Genomic DNA, 13,510 nt, shown 5'->3' with positions numbered 1-13,510 from the left:
GGGCAGGGGGCAGGGAGCAGGGAGCAGGGGGCAGGGGGCAGGGGGCAGGAGGCAGGGAGCAGGGGGCAGGGAGCAGGGAGCAGGGGGACAATTGTACAGACGCGATTCATCGCGTCTCTGACAAATGCCCAATGCCCAATGCCCAATGCCCAATGCCCAATGCCCAATTCCTATCCAACACACTCTTCTGTAAAAACGAACTCGTCTAAACTTACTTGAATAGTAAAGCGTGTGTTTTCAGGACAGCGAAAGCGTTTAAGTTGAATTGAGTTATCTGCTTCTCTTGCTTGTACTGATTGTACAACTTCTCCTGATGCCGCAATTAATGCCAGTTTAATATTTCTAGGAAGATAAAAATTGCGATCGCTGGGGAATAATTGAATGCGGATGCTGACTCTACCGTCTGTTTCTGCGGCTAAACTCAACATCAAAAAGACTGGTAAATTATTATCGGGTAATTCAATTACCTTGATACGTTGAATTAGCTGTTCGTTGGTGTCGCTGACTTGGCGAAAGCTAAAGGCGAAATCTGGTTGTGTACCGAGAATTGTTTCAATTGTCTGCCAACTTTCAGTGACAATATTTTGCAACCAGTGACGCAAATTGAGCGGCGCTGGTTTTTGACTTGTTAATAATGCTCCCCAAATTTCAAAGGGTAATTCTAGGCGCGGCTGGGTAATGGTGGGACTTTTTAACCTTTGCCAAAGGTTTTCTGTTTGAGTAGCTGATAAATTTGGTAAAGGTAATATAGCTGTTTGGGTTTGTTCTTGGGGATTGAGTTGATGCACTACCCACAACACAGTCAAATCTTCCACCATTTGCTGACTATCTAAATAGTAACTCCGCGTTTGCGCATCATATTTACCTTGAGTTTTCAATTGTTCGTGGGTGGTATAACCCCAAATTCTCAGCCATTCTCCATCAGGATTGACTTGTACTGCTAAATAATAATCTCCAGCCCATTGGGGAATATCTATCCATTCCTGGGGTACGTGAAAGTCGCTAGTTTCTAAATTTTTATCGGGAATCAAAATCAGGCGCTTTGTATCTAAACTTATCGCCGCACCATTGACATATTCCCAATTACCCACTTGGTTATCAATAGTCGCTTCTGGGGCGTACTCGGTTTGTAACCAAGGTAAAAAGCTACTCGCGCAAACTTGATTGAGAAAGGCATTCCAACGCCCATCAGCACTAAGATAAGATTGACTTTGCTGCCAAGCTTGGTTTTGCATTTCTGGCGAAACTTCTAACCATAGTTGAGTCGGCGGAACACAGAAGGATGACATCGCGATTACTCCTTTGAGGCGTGGTTTAGCACATTAGCGAAGTAATGCTGTAACCACTCCTCTAATACAGCACTAATATGTTTAACCACGTTGGAAGTCACAGAAATATGCACTGTTTGTTGACTCCATTTGGTAATTGCTAACAGTAAAGATTCTCTCGCCTTGGTTAATTGGCGCGAAACCTGGTATTGTTGGATTTCCAGGGTTTGAGCAATTTGTTGTTGGGTTAATCCCTGCTGATAATATAGTTGCAATAATTCCTGCGATCGCGCTGGCAAGTTTACCAAAGTATTAGTTAACAAATTGTGAATTTCTTGCTGTTGATTTTTCTGGGTTTCCGCTTCTTCAACAGCGATGAGGTTTTCTAATAAGGAATCATGCTCGCTATTATCTGGTAAATCATCTTGTAATTCACTTTCTGCCTGTCCGACTTTCGGTGCGTTAAGTGAAGAGATCGCCGGATATAAATAAGCTCTAGCATATTTGGCGCACAAAATCAACCACTTCTCCAAACTTTGCGGAGAAGATTCTGGGGCTGGGGGGTTAAGTTGAGTTAAGCGATCGCGGTTGTAAAATTGAGCAATAATTTCCCAAGTTTGGTCATCAGGTCTTTGTAACTTGCGGGCATTTGGTGATTTACTGAGAATATAACCATCGCTAAAACATTTCCAAGCCAACAAGTAACGCCCGATTGTCTCATCACTTAGCCCAGCAGATTGCAAAGCTTCCACAAGTCGCTTGCGGCTGAGTTTCAGCAATAAAGCCCAATCGTTAGCGTAATCAATTTCTTGCTGTTGACGCAAAGCATCGCGGATAATATTGGCAAAAGCGACATGACTATAACTTTTGAGACTAGCTTTTTGTTCGGGATCGCAGCCTTTGAGGATTTTTGGTACTTGAGCGATCGCAATTTGAAAACAGTCAGCTAAATTGCTGTGTATACTAGCAAATTGAGGAATAGTTTTATTGACAGCCCAATAACAAGTTTCTTGCAAATAAGCAGATAAATGTCCCAGCGCCAAGGAATTTGGCTGAGTTTGCCAAACCTTGTGCCAGTAAACCGCCCAAAAATTCTCTGATGTGTTTGTATGTGATATCTTTAATAAAAGATTTTGCATATTGCGCCGCAGTTTGGCATCATATACCCAACCATTAAAGCGTTCTGCCTCAAATTGCAGGAAAGTTGCAAACATTTCCGGTATGCTTTGCCGAGAGCGCATAAATTAATCAATTGCTAAGTAAGCTTAAGATACTGATATGAAATTAATCCTCTGTGCAGAATATCAATTTCTGACATAATCATCAACTTTTTCGTTATTTTGGTTTGTCAACAGAGAATTGGTATAATAATGCGATCGCACTTTGATGCAATCGGCGCGGAGTCCCTTGTCTGAGACATGACACCTTGATATCGATTGCGATCAACACAACATTGATTGCAATCAACACAACATTGACGCGAATCAACACAACATTGATTGCAATCAACACAACATTGACACGAATCAACACAACATTGATTGCAATCAACACAACATTGACGACAATCAACATAACATTGATTGCAATCAACACAACATTGACGCGAATCAACACAACATTGATTGCAATCAACACAACATTGATTGTAATATCTCGTTTCCAGCCTCCGGCTGGAAATGCGTATTGCGAGGCTCCGCCTCGTCTTCTGATAAATTGAGGCGGAGCCTCAGGATAAGGGAACTCCAAAAAATAAATTATCCCAAATTGTAGGGGCGGGGTAACCCCCATTAGTGTCAATTTAAGCTTAGATGGATACAGCGTAAGTATTTGGGGTTCTCTCTCTTTGCATCATAAACTTTCGATCCCCCCTAACCCCCCTTAAAAAAGGGGGGAAAAGAATCAAAGTCCCCCTTTTTAAGGGGGATTTAGGGGGATCGAATATCTTGAGCAACAAAGCCTTTCACGTTAAATTGACACCTATGCGGGGTTACCCCGCCCCTACGAGTTGGGGGTTTGGTAAGTTTATGATTGGAATATTTTTACAGCATCTTCCTGTAAATAGACCACGCTGTAGGGGCACGGCACCAGTAAAATTATTGTATATACCAAAAGATTGTCGATGCCGTGCCCCTACGACAGATGTGGTTTAAATAGGTGAAAACTGCTGTAAGTTGCACAATCCATCGTCAGCGCTGTTGACAGTCAACCGTCAACCGTCAACCGTCAACAAGTTATCCATTTAGCTGCAAGTCCCTTTACCTGCGACTGCGAAAACCCTGTTGTCCATTTACCGGATCAAACAATACATCGTATTTGTCAAAAAATCCAATTCCCGGATTTAAAACTACAGGATTTTCCGCCTTAGGGTTAATATTCACGCTCCAGACATTAAATCCGTCGCGATTTCCTGGTTTGACACTGTAGTCAAAAATTCCCGGAATTGTCACCTTCACAGCATTTTCCGGACGCAATCTTCCAGGTTTCAGCTTACCCATAAGAGCAGCAGATTGTAATTCTGTCGCAGCATTAATTACTCCTGTATCCGCAACCATAATACTATTGCAGGCATTTTTTACAGCAGTCCCGGCAATAGTTAAACAAACTCCATTCAGTTGCGAGTTCCATCTATTACCCGGTATATCATTAATCCCAGGTTGTTGACTTAAGGGAACCATGCTAAAACCTTCGCGATTATTAGCGGTTAAACCCAGAATTAAATTACCGTTATTTTTACCGCCACCATTACCACTAATAATCAATCCGCTACTGAGATTTCCTGGGAGTTTCCGCAAAGGATTATAGGGAAGTACAGCTTCGCCATAGTTGACGCCAATAATACCAGAAAATGCTCCACCGCTTTTTGCAGAACAATTCGGTTTTTGCGGCAGACATTGACGACTGGTAACAATTTGTACAGGGATAGGTTCATCTGTAGGGATCAAACCAATCTGCATAATAGTGTAAGCTAATTCACCTTCTAAAACAGTGCCATCACTGAGAACTTCTTTGATAATTTGACCTGTTCTATTGATAGGCGCATTACCGAGAAATGCCGGCGGAACTCTCAACCCAGCAGAATTTGTATCGATTAACACCCGTTTTGGTTGACCCCCAGCAACAGATACTTCCATAAAATAACCGCGTCCCCGTTGCCCAACGGAACCTTTAGTATATAAAGGAACAGATATACTATTAAAGCTAGGCTTACGCGCAATCACCTGAGAAGTATCCCGCACAACCGGATTGGGGAAAATTTCTTGAAAACCTGCTTGGCGTTGGGCTACTGGTTCTTGTCCATAATCCCACAGACTTTCATAATAGAAAAAGGTTACACCTAAACCCCGTTGTTGTGCCGCCCGTACTTGAGATTGAATTTGTTGTATAGAAACTGGGCGATTTCTCAAGCCTGTCATAATACCAACACCAGTCGGAATTAATTGTTGAGTTTCTATAATTTCTGGGCTGGTGAGTTTACTATTAAAACTATCCAAATCGTTACGATAAAGCTGGACAATTAACTCATCAACTACACCCAACCTTACCCAGTTCAGCCAATCTTGGAGTTGATATTTATAAGCAAAATCGTAGTAATTGGGAGATACAGAGAAAATTGCATTGGGTTTTCTCGCTTTCACTGCTCGATTTAGCTGCATCATAAAAGCAGTGATTTTATCTGCACGCCATTGCTTCCAAGCTTGGGCGTGGGGATTTGGTGGCGGTGGGCTACCAGTTTCTTGAGTATATAAGTTGATTGTGTATTTATCGTAGCCAAAATCAACCGGTAAACTCATGTGGTCGTCAAATTGAATGCCATCAGCGTTATACTGGGTGATAATTTCTAATACCAAATCAGTAATAAATTGTTGCACTTCTGGGTGAAAGGGATTCAGCCAAGCGACTTCACCCGCAGCGCTAATAGAAGTTTGGGTTCCATCTTGCTTTTGCGTCAGCCAATCGGGATGATTTGCGGCGAGTTCGGAAGTTAGGGGAGCCATGAAACCAAACTCAAACCAAGGAATAGCGAGTACTCCTTGACTACGGGCTTGATTAACGATGTCTGCAATTATGTCTTGCCCTTCTTTACCTTTAAAATAAAAGGGAATACCTGCGCGTCGAGCTACAGCGCTGGGATATTTTGTATAACCATCATTCCAAACTAGGGGATAAATGGTGTTAAAGTTCAAGCGACGTAGTTCTGTAATGGTGTTTTGCAGTTTCGCGCGATCGCTCAAAATGTCAAAATCATTATTAGTTAGCCATACCCCGCGAATTTCTTCCTGGGGTGACGGCGAAATTTGCGCTGCTACTGGGGTGAGGTGATTGAGCAGCAATACTGTAGCAAATGATAATGCAAAGAGAATCAACAGCGATCGCTTAATTAAGCGCGAAAGTCTATAAATAAAAGAAAATTGCATAATAAAAGACATTAGCTTACTTAGCAAGCTAAAAATTTTTATACCTTTATTGCGAATGTAATTTACCATTATCATCTAAATCAGCTTGCTAAAAATTCCCGACAATCCAAACATGAATCAATTCAAAATTCAAAATTCAAAATTCAAAATTCAAAATTAAAGACAGCCACCCACAAGGGGGAGCCAGTCTCGTGGGCGGGTGTCCCGACTTGAGAGAACTGGCGTTGGGGTTTCTACCTACCTTGGGAAACAAGGATTCTTTCGCCCACTAGGGGCGAGGTTTTGAACCTAGCTTTTTCCTATAAAATTACTGCATCAGAAAATCTGATGCAGTAGAGCTTAGTGAGATAATTGACGCCATCAACAGGTAATTAGTGCCAAAATCTCCTACTTTTGTCAACTTCGTCGACAACAACTAGAAAAATAGACAATGGGCATTGGGCATTGGGCATTGGGCATTGAAACAATTTTGGATTTTAAATTTTAGATTTGAATCCACCCATCGCAAATCTAAAATCTAAAATTCCTTGTCCCCCTTATCGTAAATAACAGGGTTTAAGACACCTACGTCTATACGTAGTATCATTTTCAGACGGGGATTTATACCCAGACTGAAAATGTCTTTAATTTTGAATTTTGAATTTTGAATTTTGAATTGTTAACCCCCTTCCTCCTATGTTTACAGTTCTTCCCAAGCAAACAGCATCAATGCAAACCCGTGATGGCACACGCTTAGATGCAGATATTTACCGTCCCGATGGGGAGGGGGAGTTTCCGATATTATTAATGAGACAACCTTATGGTAGAGCGATCGCATCTACTGTAGTATATGCTCATCCTACTTGGTATGCAGCCCAAGGTTACATCGTCGTGATTCAAGATGTCCGGGGAAGAGGCAGTTCTGAGGGAGAATTTAAATTATTTAGTCATGAAATTACCGACGGTGAAGACACGGTAAATTGGGCGGCGAGCCTTCCCCAAAGTAATGGTAAGGTGGGGATGTATGGCTTTTCCTATCAAGGAATGACGCAACTATATGCCGCAGTCAACCAACCAGCCGCTTTAAAAACAATATGTCCGGCAATGATTGGCTATGATTTATATGCAGATTGGGCTTATGAAGGCGGCGCATTCTGTTTGCAAACAAATCTAGCATGGGCAATTCAATTAGTAACGGAAACCGCCCGGTTGCGTCAAGATAAAGTAGTCTATCAAGCATTATTTGCTCTTTCTCGTAATCTTCCTGTAAATAATCCCGAAATTCTCCAATCTCTCGCCCCAGAATCTTTTTATCACGATTGGCTAGCTAATTCTCAAGAAGACGCAGCTTACTGGCAAGAACTTTCACCCAAACGCCACTTACGATCTGTTGATTTGCCCATGTTTCACATTGGCGGCTGGTTTGATACTTACCTGCGGGGAACTCTACAGTTATATGACGATATGGCAGCCCGTAGCACGCCCCAACATCTCTTAGTCGGGCCTTGGGCGCATTTACCTTGGGGTCGAAAAGTTGGTGATGCTGACTTCGGATTGAATGCAGCTAGCCCTGTAGATATAATGCAAATTCGCTGGTTCAATCAATTTCTTAAAGATATCGATACAGGTTTACTGCAAGAAGAACCTGTGTGCTTATTTGAAATGGGAAGCAATATTTGGCGCAATTTTCCTAGCTTAAAAGTATCAAACCAAAAATTCTATTACTTGTCAACAACTGGTTTAGCCAGCATCCGCGAAGATTCCGGAAGCCTCACCGCCAATCGTCAATCTCATAGCCAAAATTCCGATGTATTAGTTCACGATCCTTGGCGACCGGTTCCCGCTTTAGGCGGTCATGCAGCGATACCAGCCGGAGTATTTGAGCGATCGCATTTAGATTTACGTGCCGATGTATTAACCTACACTACCGAACCCCTTGCAGCAGACTTACATATAGCCGGAGATATCATCCTAGAAATCTTTTGTAGCGCCGATCGAGCAAGTTACGATTTGTGCGCCATCCTCTCTGAGGTTCATCCTGATGGAAAGGTATATAATTTAACCCAAGGTTATATACATTGTCCAATCGGCACAAATCCCGCACCGTTGAAAATGCAACTGCAAGCGACTTGTGCCCGTATCCCTCAAGGTCATGCTTTGCGCTTGAGTTTGAGTGCAGCTTGTTTTCCCGCCTACCCCATGAACTCTGGAACTGGCGCAGTAATTAATAGCGAAGGTTTGCTGAATGCTCAAATTATTACCTTAACAATCCGTTGTGGAGGTGAGACGAATTCTCAACTTTTATTACCTGTAGTTGCGCCCAACTAGGAGCTAGAGAAGGGAAGGAGGACAAGGGTGACAAGGAAGACAAGGGAAGGGGGACAATTGTACAGACGCGATTCATCGCGTCTCTGACTAATGACTAATGACTAATAACATTATGCTAATTAAAACCAAGCAATTTCAAATATCGCCTAAAGAACTAAGAGGAATTATTGCCGTTGATTATTATAAACGGATGAAATTTTTCTTAATTCTATTTTCAGTTTTAGCCGTTATAGATATTATTTTGTCCATCATCCAACAAAAATTTAGTTGGTGGTTATTATATTTCTTGGGATTCCTAGCTTACATGCTCTCTGTACCTTATTGGTTACGTCTAGAAGGAAGAACTTCTGCCTTAAATTTTCAAAACAGATATTGCGAAATGGATGAAAATTTTATCGCCATATTTTTTGAAGATGGTAGTATCACCAAACTCAGATATGAGCATTTTATAAAAGTAGTTAAAAAAGGTGAATTTTATTTTCTATATATAACAAAAGCACAATTTCACTACTTGCCGATAGCCGCCTTCGAGTCAGAAAAAGATATGCACAGATTTGATTTATTTTTAGAAGGTAAACAGTTAATTAAATTATGGTGATGGGAATTGGGCATGGGGCATGGGGCATGGGGCATTGGGCATTGAAAATGACAATTGTACAGACGCGATTTATCGCGTCTCTAACAAATGACTATTGACTATCTTCGGGATCGCAACGAATTTCAACCATGAAACCATCAGGATCGTAAAAGTAGACACCTCTACCTGTAGGACGAGTAACAGGGCCGTGTGCGATCGCAATTTGATTATCTTTGATTACTGCTACAGCTTGATCGAACAACTGCGGCTCAATGTCAAAAGCTAAATGATAAGCTCTAGTAAAAGTCTTTTCTGGATTGGGATCTGGCGGTGATAATTCTGGTTCGCCAAACAAATCAATAATTGTGCCATCGGGAGTAATAAAATTAGCTACCTTCCCGGCGGCGACAAGTTCAACTAATGTGGCGGGTACTTCATCACCTGTGAGTTCGTGCAATCCTAAAATAGTCCCGTAAAAATGTCGGGAAGCTTGCATATCCTTAACGTTGAGTGCAATGTGGTGTACTTTCCGTAAAATACCTGGAGCCAGGACACTTTTTGTACAGGAGTTAGATAGCATGGCAGAATCAACTTTTTTTACAAAGATAGAAGTTTAATTGCTAGGCATCCCAAATGCGCAAAACTTCTACCTTGACTGTACTGCATATAAAAACATCAAGACATACCTCAATGCTCGGATTGGTAGGATGTTCTCATTCAACTATTTAACTGGCACTCCTCAACTACAATATATATAGACTTTGTTGAGATTTGTATCGTTGGGGATTAGCTGTCATGGCTCCCGCCGTTTTAATTGAAAATCTGCAAAAGCGCTATGGCACGGTTGAAGCCGTCAAAGATGTCACCTTGACTGTAGAATCAGGAGAAATCTTTGGCTTGCTTGGCCCCAATGGCGCTGGCAAAACTACTACTCTGCGTGCTTTGTGTACGCTCACCACCCCGGATGCTGGCAAAATCGAAGTATCTGGAATTTCGGTGTTAGCTAACCCCAAAGTAGCCAGACAAAAGCTTGGTTATGTGGCTCAAGAAGTCGCTTTAGATAAGGTGCTGACTGGTAGAGAACTGCTGCAACTGCAAGCTGCGCTTTATCACCTCCCCAAAGCGATCGCGAAACAGCGAATTGAGACAGTATTAGATTTACTCAATTTGCAAGAATATGCTGATAAAAAAACAGGAACTTATTCAGGCGGATTACGCAAACGCCTAGATTTAGCGGCGGGATTGCTTCACGCCCCAGATGTGTTGGTGTTAGATGAACCAACAGTAGGGCTGGATATCGAAAGCCGCTTTATCGTCTGGGAATTTTTGCGGAAGTTACGCGCCTCCGGAACCACAGTATTAATTACTAGCCATTATTTAGAAGAAATTGACGCCCTAGCCGATCGCGTGGCGATTATCGATCGCGGTGTGGTGATTGCATCAGGTACGCCATCACAATTAAAAGATCGCGTCGGAGGCGATCGCATTACTTTGCGCATCCGCGAATTCTCCCCCATCGAAGAAGCCGAAAAAGCCAAACACCTGCTGCAAACTTTGCCATTAGTGCAGGAAGTAATTATTAACAGCGCTCAAGGTAATTCCCTAAACTTAGTGGTAACACCGCAAAATGACGCCCTAATTACCATTCAGCAAGCCCTAAATACAGCAGGCTTACCCATTTTCGGCATAGCTCAATCTCGCCCCAGCTTAGATGATGTCTACCTCGCCGCCACCGGACGCACCTTAATGGATGCAGAACTCGCAGCAGTAGCCAATCGCGATCCCAAAGCCGAGAAAAAGCAAAATATGAGATAAAGACTGGAAGGAAGACAAGGAAGACAAGGGGGACAAGGAGGACAAGGGGGACAAGAAATTTTAGATTTTAGATTTGCGATAGCGCAGCGTTAGCGAGTCCGCGAGCGTCTTTTGGATTTCAATCTAAAATCCAAAATCCAAAATTGTTTCAATGCCCCATGCCCCATGCCCCATGCCCCATGCCCCATGACAAATGACAAATGACAAATGACAAATGACAAATGACAAATTATGAGCGTTACTCCTAAATCTGAGATAAATTGGCAACCAGCCACATCACCGCAAGGTTACGCGGATGCTAAACCTAATTTTTTTGGTGAAGTAGTTCAAGAGACTTTAGCTTTAACTCGTCGCTTGTTTATTCAATTGCAACGCCGTCCCTCAACTTTGGCGGCGGGAATTGTTCAGCCTGTCATGTGGCTGGTGCTGTTTGGCGCATTATTCCAAAATGCTCCCAAAGGACTTTTTGGCAGTACGACAAATTACGGTCAATTTTTAGCTGCTGGTGTAATTGTTTTTACAGCATTTGCCGGAGCCTTAAATGCTGGATTGCCTGTAATGTTTGACCGGGAGTTTGGCTTTTTAAACCGCTTACTGGTAGCACCTTTAGCATCGCGGTTTTCGATTGTCTTTGCTTCCGCAATCTTTATTATCAGCCAAAGTTTACTGCAAGCGGCGGTAATTGTGGCAGCAGCCGCATTTTTAGGCGCAGGTTTACCCGATGTAGCTGGGTTAGGTGCGATCGCCTTAATTGTCTTTCTTTTGGCTTTGGGTGTCACCGCTATCTCTCTCGGCTTGGCCTTTGCTCTCCCAGGACACATTGAACTCATCGCCGTAATTTTTGTCACCAACCTACCGCTATTATTTGCCAGTACGGCTTTAGCACCATTATCCTTCATGCCCCAGTGGTTGCAGGTAGTTGCCACTCTTAACCCTCTGAGTTACGCTATTGAACCAATCCGCTATCTGTATCTTCATAGCAATTGGGGATTAGGTAGCGTAGTCATGCAAGCTCCTTGGGGTGCTGTTACCTTTGGTGGCGCTTTACTAATATTGCTTGGCTTCGCTGTCGTCGCTTTATTAAGTATTCAACCCCAACTAAGACGAACTCTTGCTTAATATATAAGCATGATTCACTTGCAATAACTTTAGGGTAAAAACCTCATGGAAAAAATGTTTCTCACCCTGACAAAAATCGCTCTTGCTACTGTCGCAGGCGTTAGCTTCTCCGCTTTCTTTGTCGCTCAACCTACCTTCGCTCAACTCGGTACAATTGATTCCACCAACAGCGATCCTAATCAGAATAATGGCGATCCATTCTCTCGTAACGGTGGTACAGAGTTCAACATGTTCAACCTGATACATCAGGCAAATTTTGGCACCTTGAATTGGAATGCCGAACAGCAAAACCAACAATTAGACGAAGCCGCTCTCCTCTTTAAACAAAGACAACAACAAGCAATTCAAAATGGCGGTAACGTAGGCACTGCATCCCAAAATTCACCGATTATCAGACTGCCAGAAAATACAGTACAGCCCTTAGTGCCAGAAAAAAACTAAAGGAATCCCAAAACATCAATTACTCACTAATTAGGGGCACGGAATAGAGGAGATTTCTGTCAAACACAAAAATCTTTCTCTACCGTGCCCCTATAATTGGGGTATTTTCTAAAGGAAAATTGTTATAGCCCCAGAGCAGCTAAAACATCACTGGCATGAGTTGCTGTATTAACGCTGGCGTCAACGTGAATAATTTTGCCATTGGGATCAATGACATAGGTTACACGTTTAGCGTAACCACCACCATCAACATCGTATGCCTGAATTAGGCTTTTATCGGTGTCAGCCAGTAAAGGAAAATTCAGATTATATTTGCTAGTGAACGCTTGATGAGAAGCTTCATCATCTGCACTCACTCCTAGTACTACAACATCCTTACCTTGATAATTCTCTTGGGCATCCCGGAAGCTACAAGCTTGTTTGGTACAGCCTGGGGTATCATCTTTAGGGTAAAAATATAAAACTACTGTCTTACCAGCAAAATCAGATAAAGAGACAGTGTTGCCGTTAGTATCTTTGGCGGTAAAAGCAGGTGCATCGGTACCGACTGCTAGAGGCATAATGAACCTTCCCTGTTTGAGATTGTTGGGGCATTTGAAATTTTACAATAATTTACAATAATTAAGTTAATTACTAGTCAAAAGTCCATAGTCAAGAGTCCATAGTCAAAAGTCTATAGTTCACAGCCTAAAATTTCTTGACTGTTGACCGTTGACCGTTGACTGTTGACCGTTGACTGTTGACCTTTGCCCATCACACAATCCCCCAATTCAAAATGCCTGCTGCTAATTATCCAACCCCAAAAACCTTTGCTTATCCTCAAACTACTGTAGAACGCGCCGAGCGATCGCTAATTTGTTCTCCCTTCAATCCAGCTTTATTGGCGGCAATGCAACAAAAAAGCATATCATTGGGTGCGATCGCTCAAAATAATGGCATCAAAAATAACTACAGCAAACGTTTTTTATCAGAATTAGCCTGCGATAACGCCTTAGATTGGCTAATTCAAGTAGGTGTATTGCGCCGCGAAGTTGATGGACAAGGAATCACAGACAGTTACCGCCTCACACCTCTAGGGCAAAAGTTAGCCGAAAAATACCAAAATCAAACTTGGCCTAACCCTTCATTCAGCGATCGCTTACAAAATGCGATCGCCCGTTGGTTAAGATTACCTTTTTAGATTGAAAATAGGGACTAGGGGCTAGGGACTAGGGGCTAGGGACTAGGGGCTAGAGATTTTCATGTTTGGTTATGTGTTTTTCCTATGAGGGACTAGATTGAAAATCCTCATGGCAGAAGAATATTGTTGACAGTTGACAGTTGACTCTTACACAATGCCCCATGCCCCATGCCCCATGCCCCAATCAAAAAGTTAGCATCAGCAACTAAAAGGGAACAATATATACGCAAGCATCGACCCCATTTATAAAGCCTTTATCATTAGCCTCTAATTGAGTGCGTACAGTGAAGGTACGGATTAACCAATAGATATGGGGTAACAGAGGATATCATCAGCACTAAGGTATACTCTGGTGTTAGTGACTCAACACCTCTATCTTCTTTGC

At 42.5% G+C, this 13,510-nt stretch carries 12 protein-coding genes; 6 read left to right on the top strand and 6 right to left on the bottom strand.

Features of this window, described 5'->3' with window-relative positions:
* Positions 1 to 170: 170 nt before the first annotated feature.
* From H6G08_RS11810 to H6G08_RS11795, 4 genes are all read right to left on the bottom strand, one after another.
* Entirely contained in the window at positions 171 to 1,289 is a 1,119-nt protein-coding gene (locus H6G08_RS11810) for a DUF1822 family protein (protein WP_190542128.1), read from the bottom strand.
* A gap of 5 nt (positions 1,290 to 1,294) precedes the next feature.
* On the bottom strand, positions 1,295 to 2,509 hold the full coding sequence (locus tag H6G08_RS11805) for a sigma-70 family RNA polymerase sigma factor (RefSeq protein WP_190542125.1): 1,215 nt from the start codon (positions 2,507 to 2,509) through the stop codon (positions 1,295 to 1,297).
* Positions 2,510 to 2,603: 94 nt separating this feature from the next.
* Positions 2,604 to 3,017, bottom strand: a complete 414-nt coding sequence (locus H6G08_RS11800; protein WP_190542122.1) for a hypothetical protein — start codon at positions 3,015 to 3,017, stop codon at positions 2,604 to 2,606.
* Between the two features lie 509 nt (positions 3,018 to 3,526).
* Complete coding sequence (locus tag H6G08_RS11795; RefSeq protein ID WP_242046134.1) at positions 3,527 to 5,698, bottom strand: glycoside hydrolase family 10-like protein; 2,172 nt, start codon at positions 5,696 to 5,698, stop codon at positions 3,527 to 3,529.
* Between the two features lie 663 nt (positions 5,699 to 6,361).
* Here H6G08_RS11795 and H6G08_RS11790 point away from each other — a divergent pair.
* Positions 6,362 to 7,993, top strand: a complete 1,632-nt coding sequence (locus H6G08_RS11790; RefSeq protein WP_190542119.1) for a CocE/NonD family hydrolase — start codon at positions 6,362 to 6,364, stop codon at positions 7,991 to 7,993.
* Between the two features lie 97 nt (positions 7,994 to 8,090).
* Positions 8,091 to 8,591, top strand: coding sequence for a YcxB family protein (locus tag H6G08_RS11785; protein ID WP_242046133.1), 501 nt, complete (start codon positions 8,091 to 8,093; stop codon positions 8,589 to 8,591).
* A gap of 91 nt (positions 8,592 to 8,682) precedes the next feature.
* Here the strand turns inward: H6G08_RS11785 and H6G08_RS11780 are convergent, their stop codons facing one another.
* Positions 8,683 to 9,150 (bottom strand): VOC family protein, encoded by a 468-nt coding sequence (locus H6G08_RS11780; protein ID WP_190542116.1) that lies wholly within the window; start codon positions 9,148 to 9,150, stop codon positions 8,683 to 8,685.
* Between the two features lie 215 nt (positions 9,151 to 9,365).
* Here H6G08_RS11780 and H6G08_RS11775 point away from each other — a divergent pair, with 215 nt between their 5' ends.
* The 3 genes from H6G08_RS11775 to H6G08_RS11765 all read left to right on the top strand — a co-directional run bounded on the left by H6G08_RS11775 (position 9,366) and on the right by H6G08_RS11765 (position 11,945).
* Positions 9,366 to 10,385 (top strand): ABC transporter ATP-binding protein, encoded by a 1,020-nt coding sequence (locus tag H6G08_RS11775; protein WP_190542113.1) that lies wholly within the window; start codon positions 9,366 to 9,368, stop codon positions 10,383 to 10,385.
* Positions 10,386 to 10,616: 231 nt separating this feature from the next.
* A complete protein-coding gene (locus H6G08_RS11770) occupies positions 10,617 to 11,504 on the top strand; it encodes an ABC transporter permease (RefSeq protein WP_190542109.1) in 888 nt (295 codons plus the stop codon).
* Between the two features lie 45 nt (positions 11,505 to 11,549).
* Complete coding sequence (locus H6G08_RS11765) at positions 11,550 to 11,945, top strand: hypothetical protein (protein ID WP_190542106.1); 396 nt, start codon at positions 11,550 to 11,552, stop codon at positions 11,943 to 11,945.
* A gap of 122 nt (positions 11,946 to 12,067) precedes the next feature.
* Here H6G08_RS11765 and H6G08_RS11760 read toward each other — a convergent pair whose 3' ends face one another.
* A complete protein-coding gene (locus tag H6G08_RS11760; protein WP_190542104.1) occupies positions 12,068 to 12,505 on the bottom strand; it encodes a peroxiredoxin in 438 nt (145 codons plus the stop codon).
* Between the two features lie 215 nt (positions 12,506 to 12,720).
* Between H6G08_RS11760 and H6G08_RS11755 the strand changes: the two genes are divergently transcribed.
* On the top strand, positions 12,721 to 13,125 hold the full coding sequence (locus tag H6G08_RS11755) for an Npun_F0494 family protein (RefSeq protein WP_190542100.1): 405 nt from the start codon (positions 12,721 to 12,723) through the stop codon (positions 13,123 to 13,125).
* The last annotated feature ends 385 nt before the right edge of the window (positions 13,126 to 13,510 follow it).

Origin of the sequence: Calothrix anomala FACHB-343 (genome assembly GCF_014696435.1) — a bacterium.
Lineage (GTDB): Bacteria > Cyanobacteriota > Cyanobacteriia > Cyanobacteriales > Nostocaceae > Aulosira > Aulosira anomala_A.
Note: the sequence above shows the minus strand (reverse complement) of the source record. Positions and strands in the feature narration are given on the sequence as shown.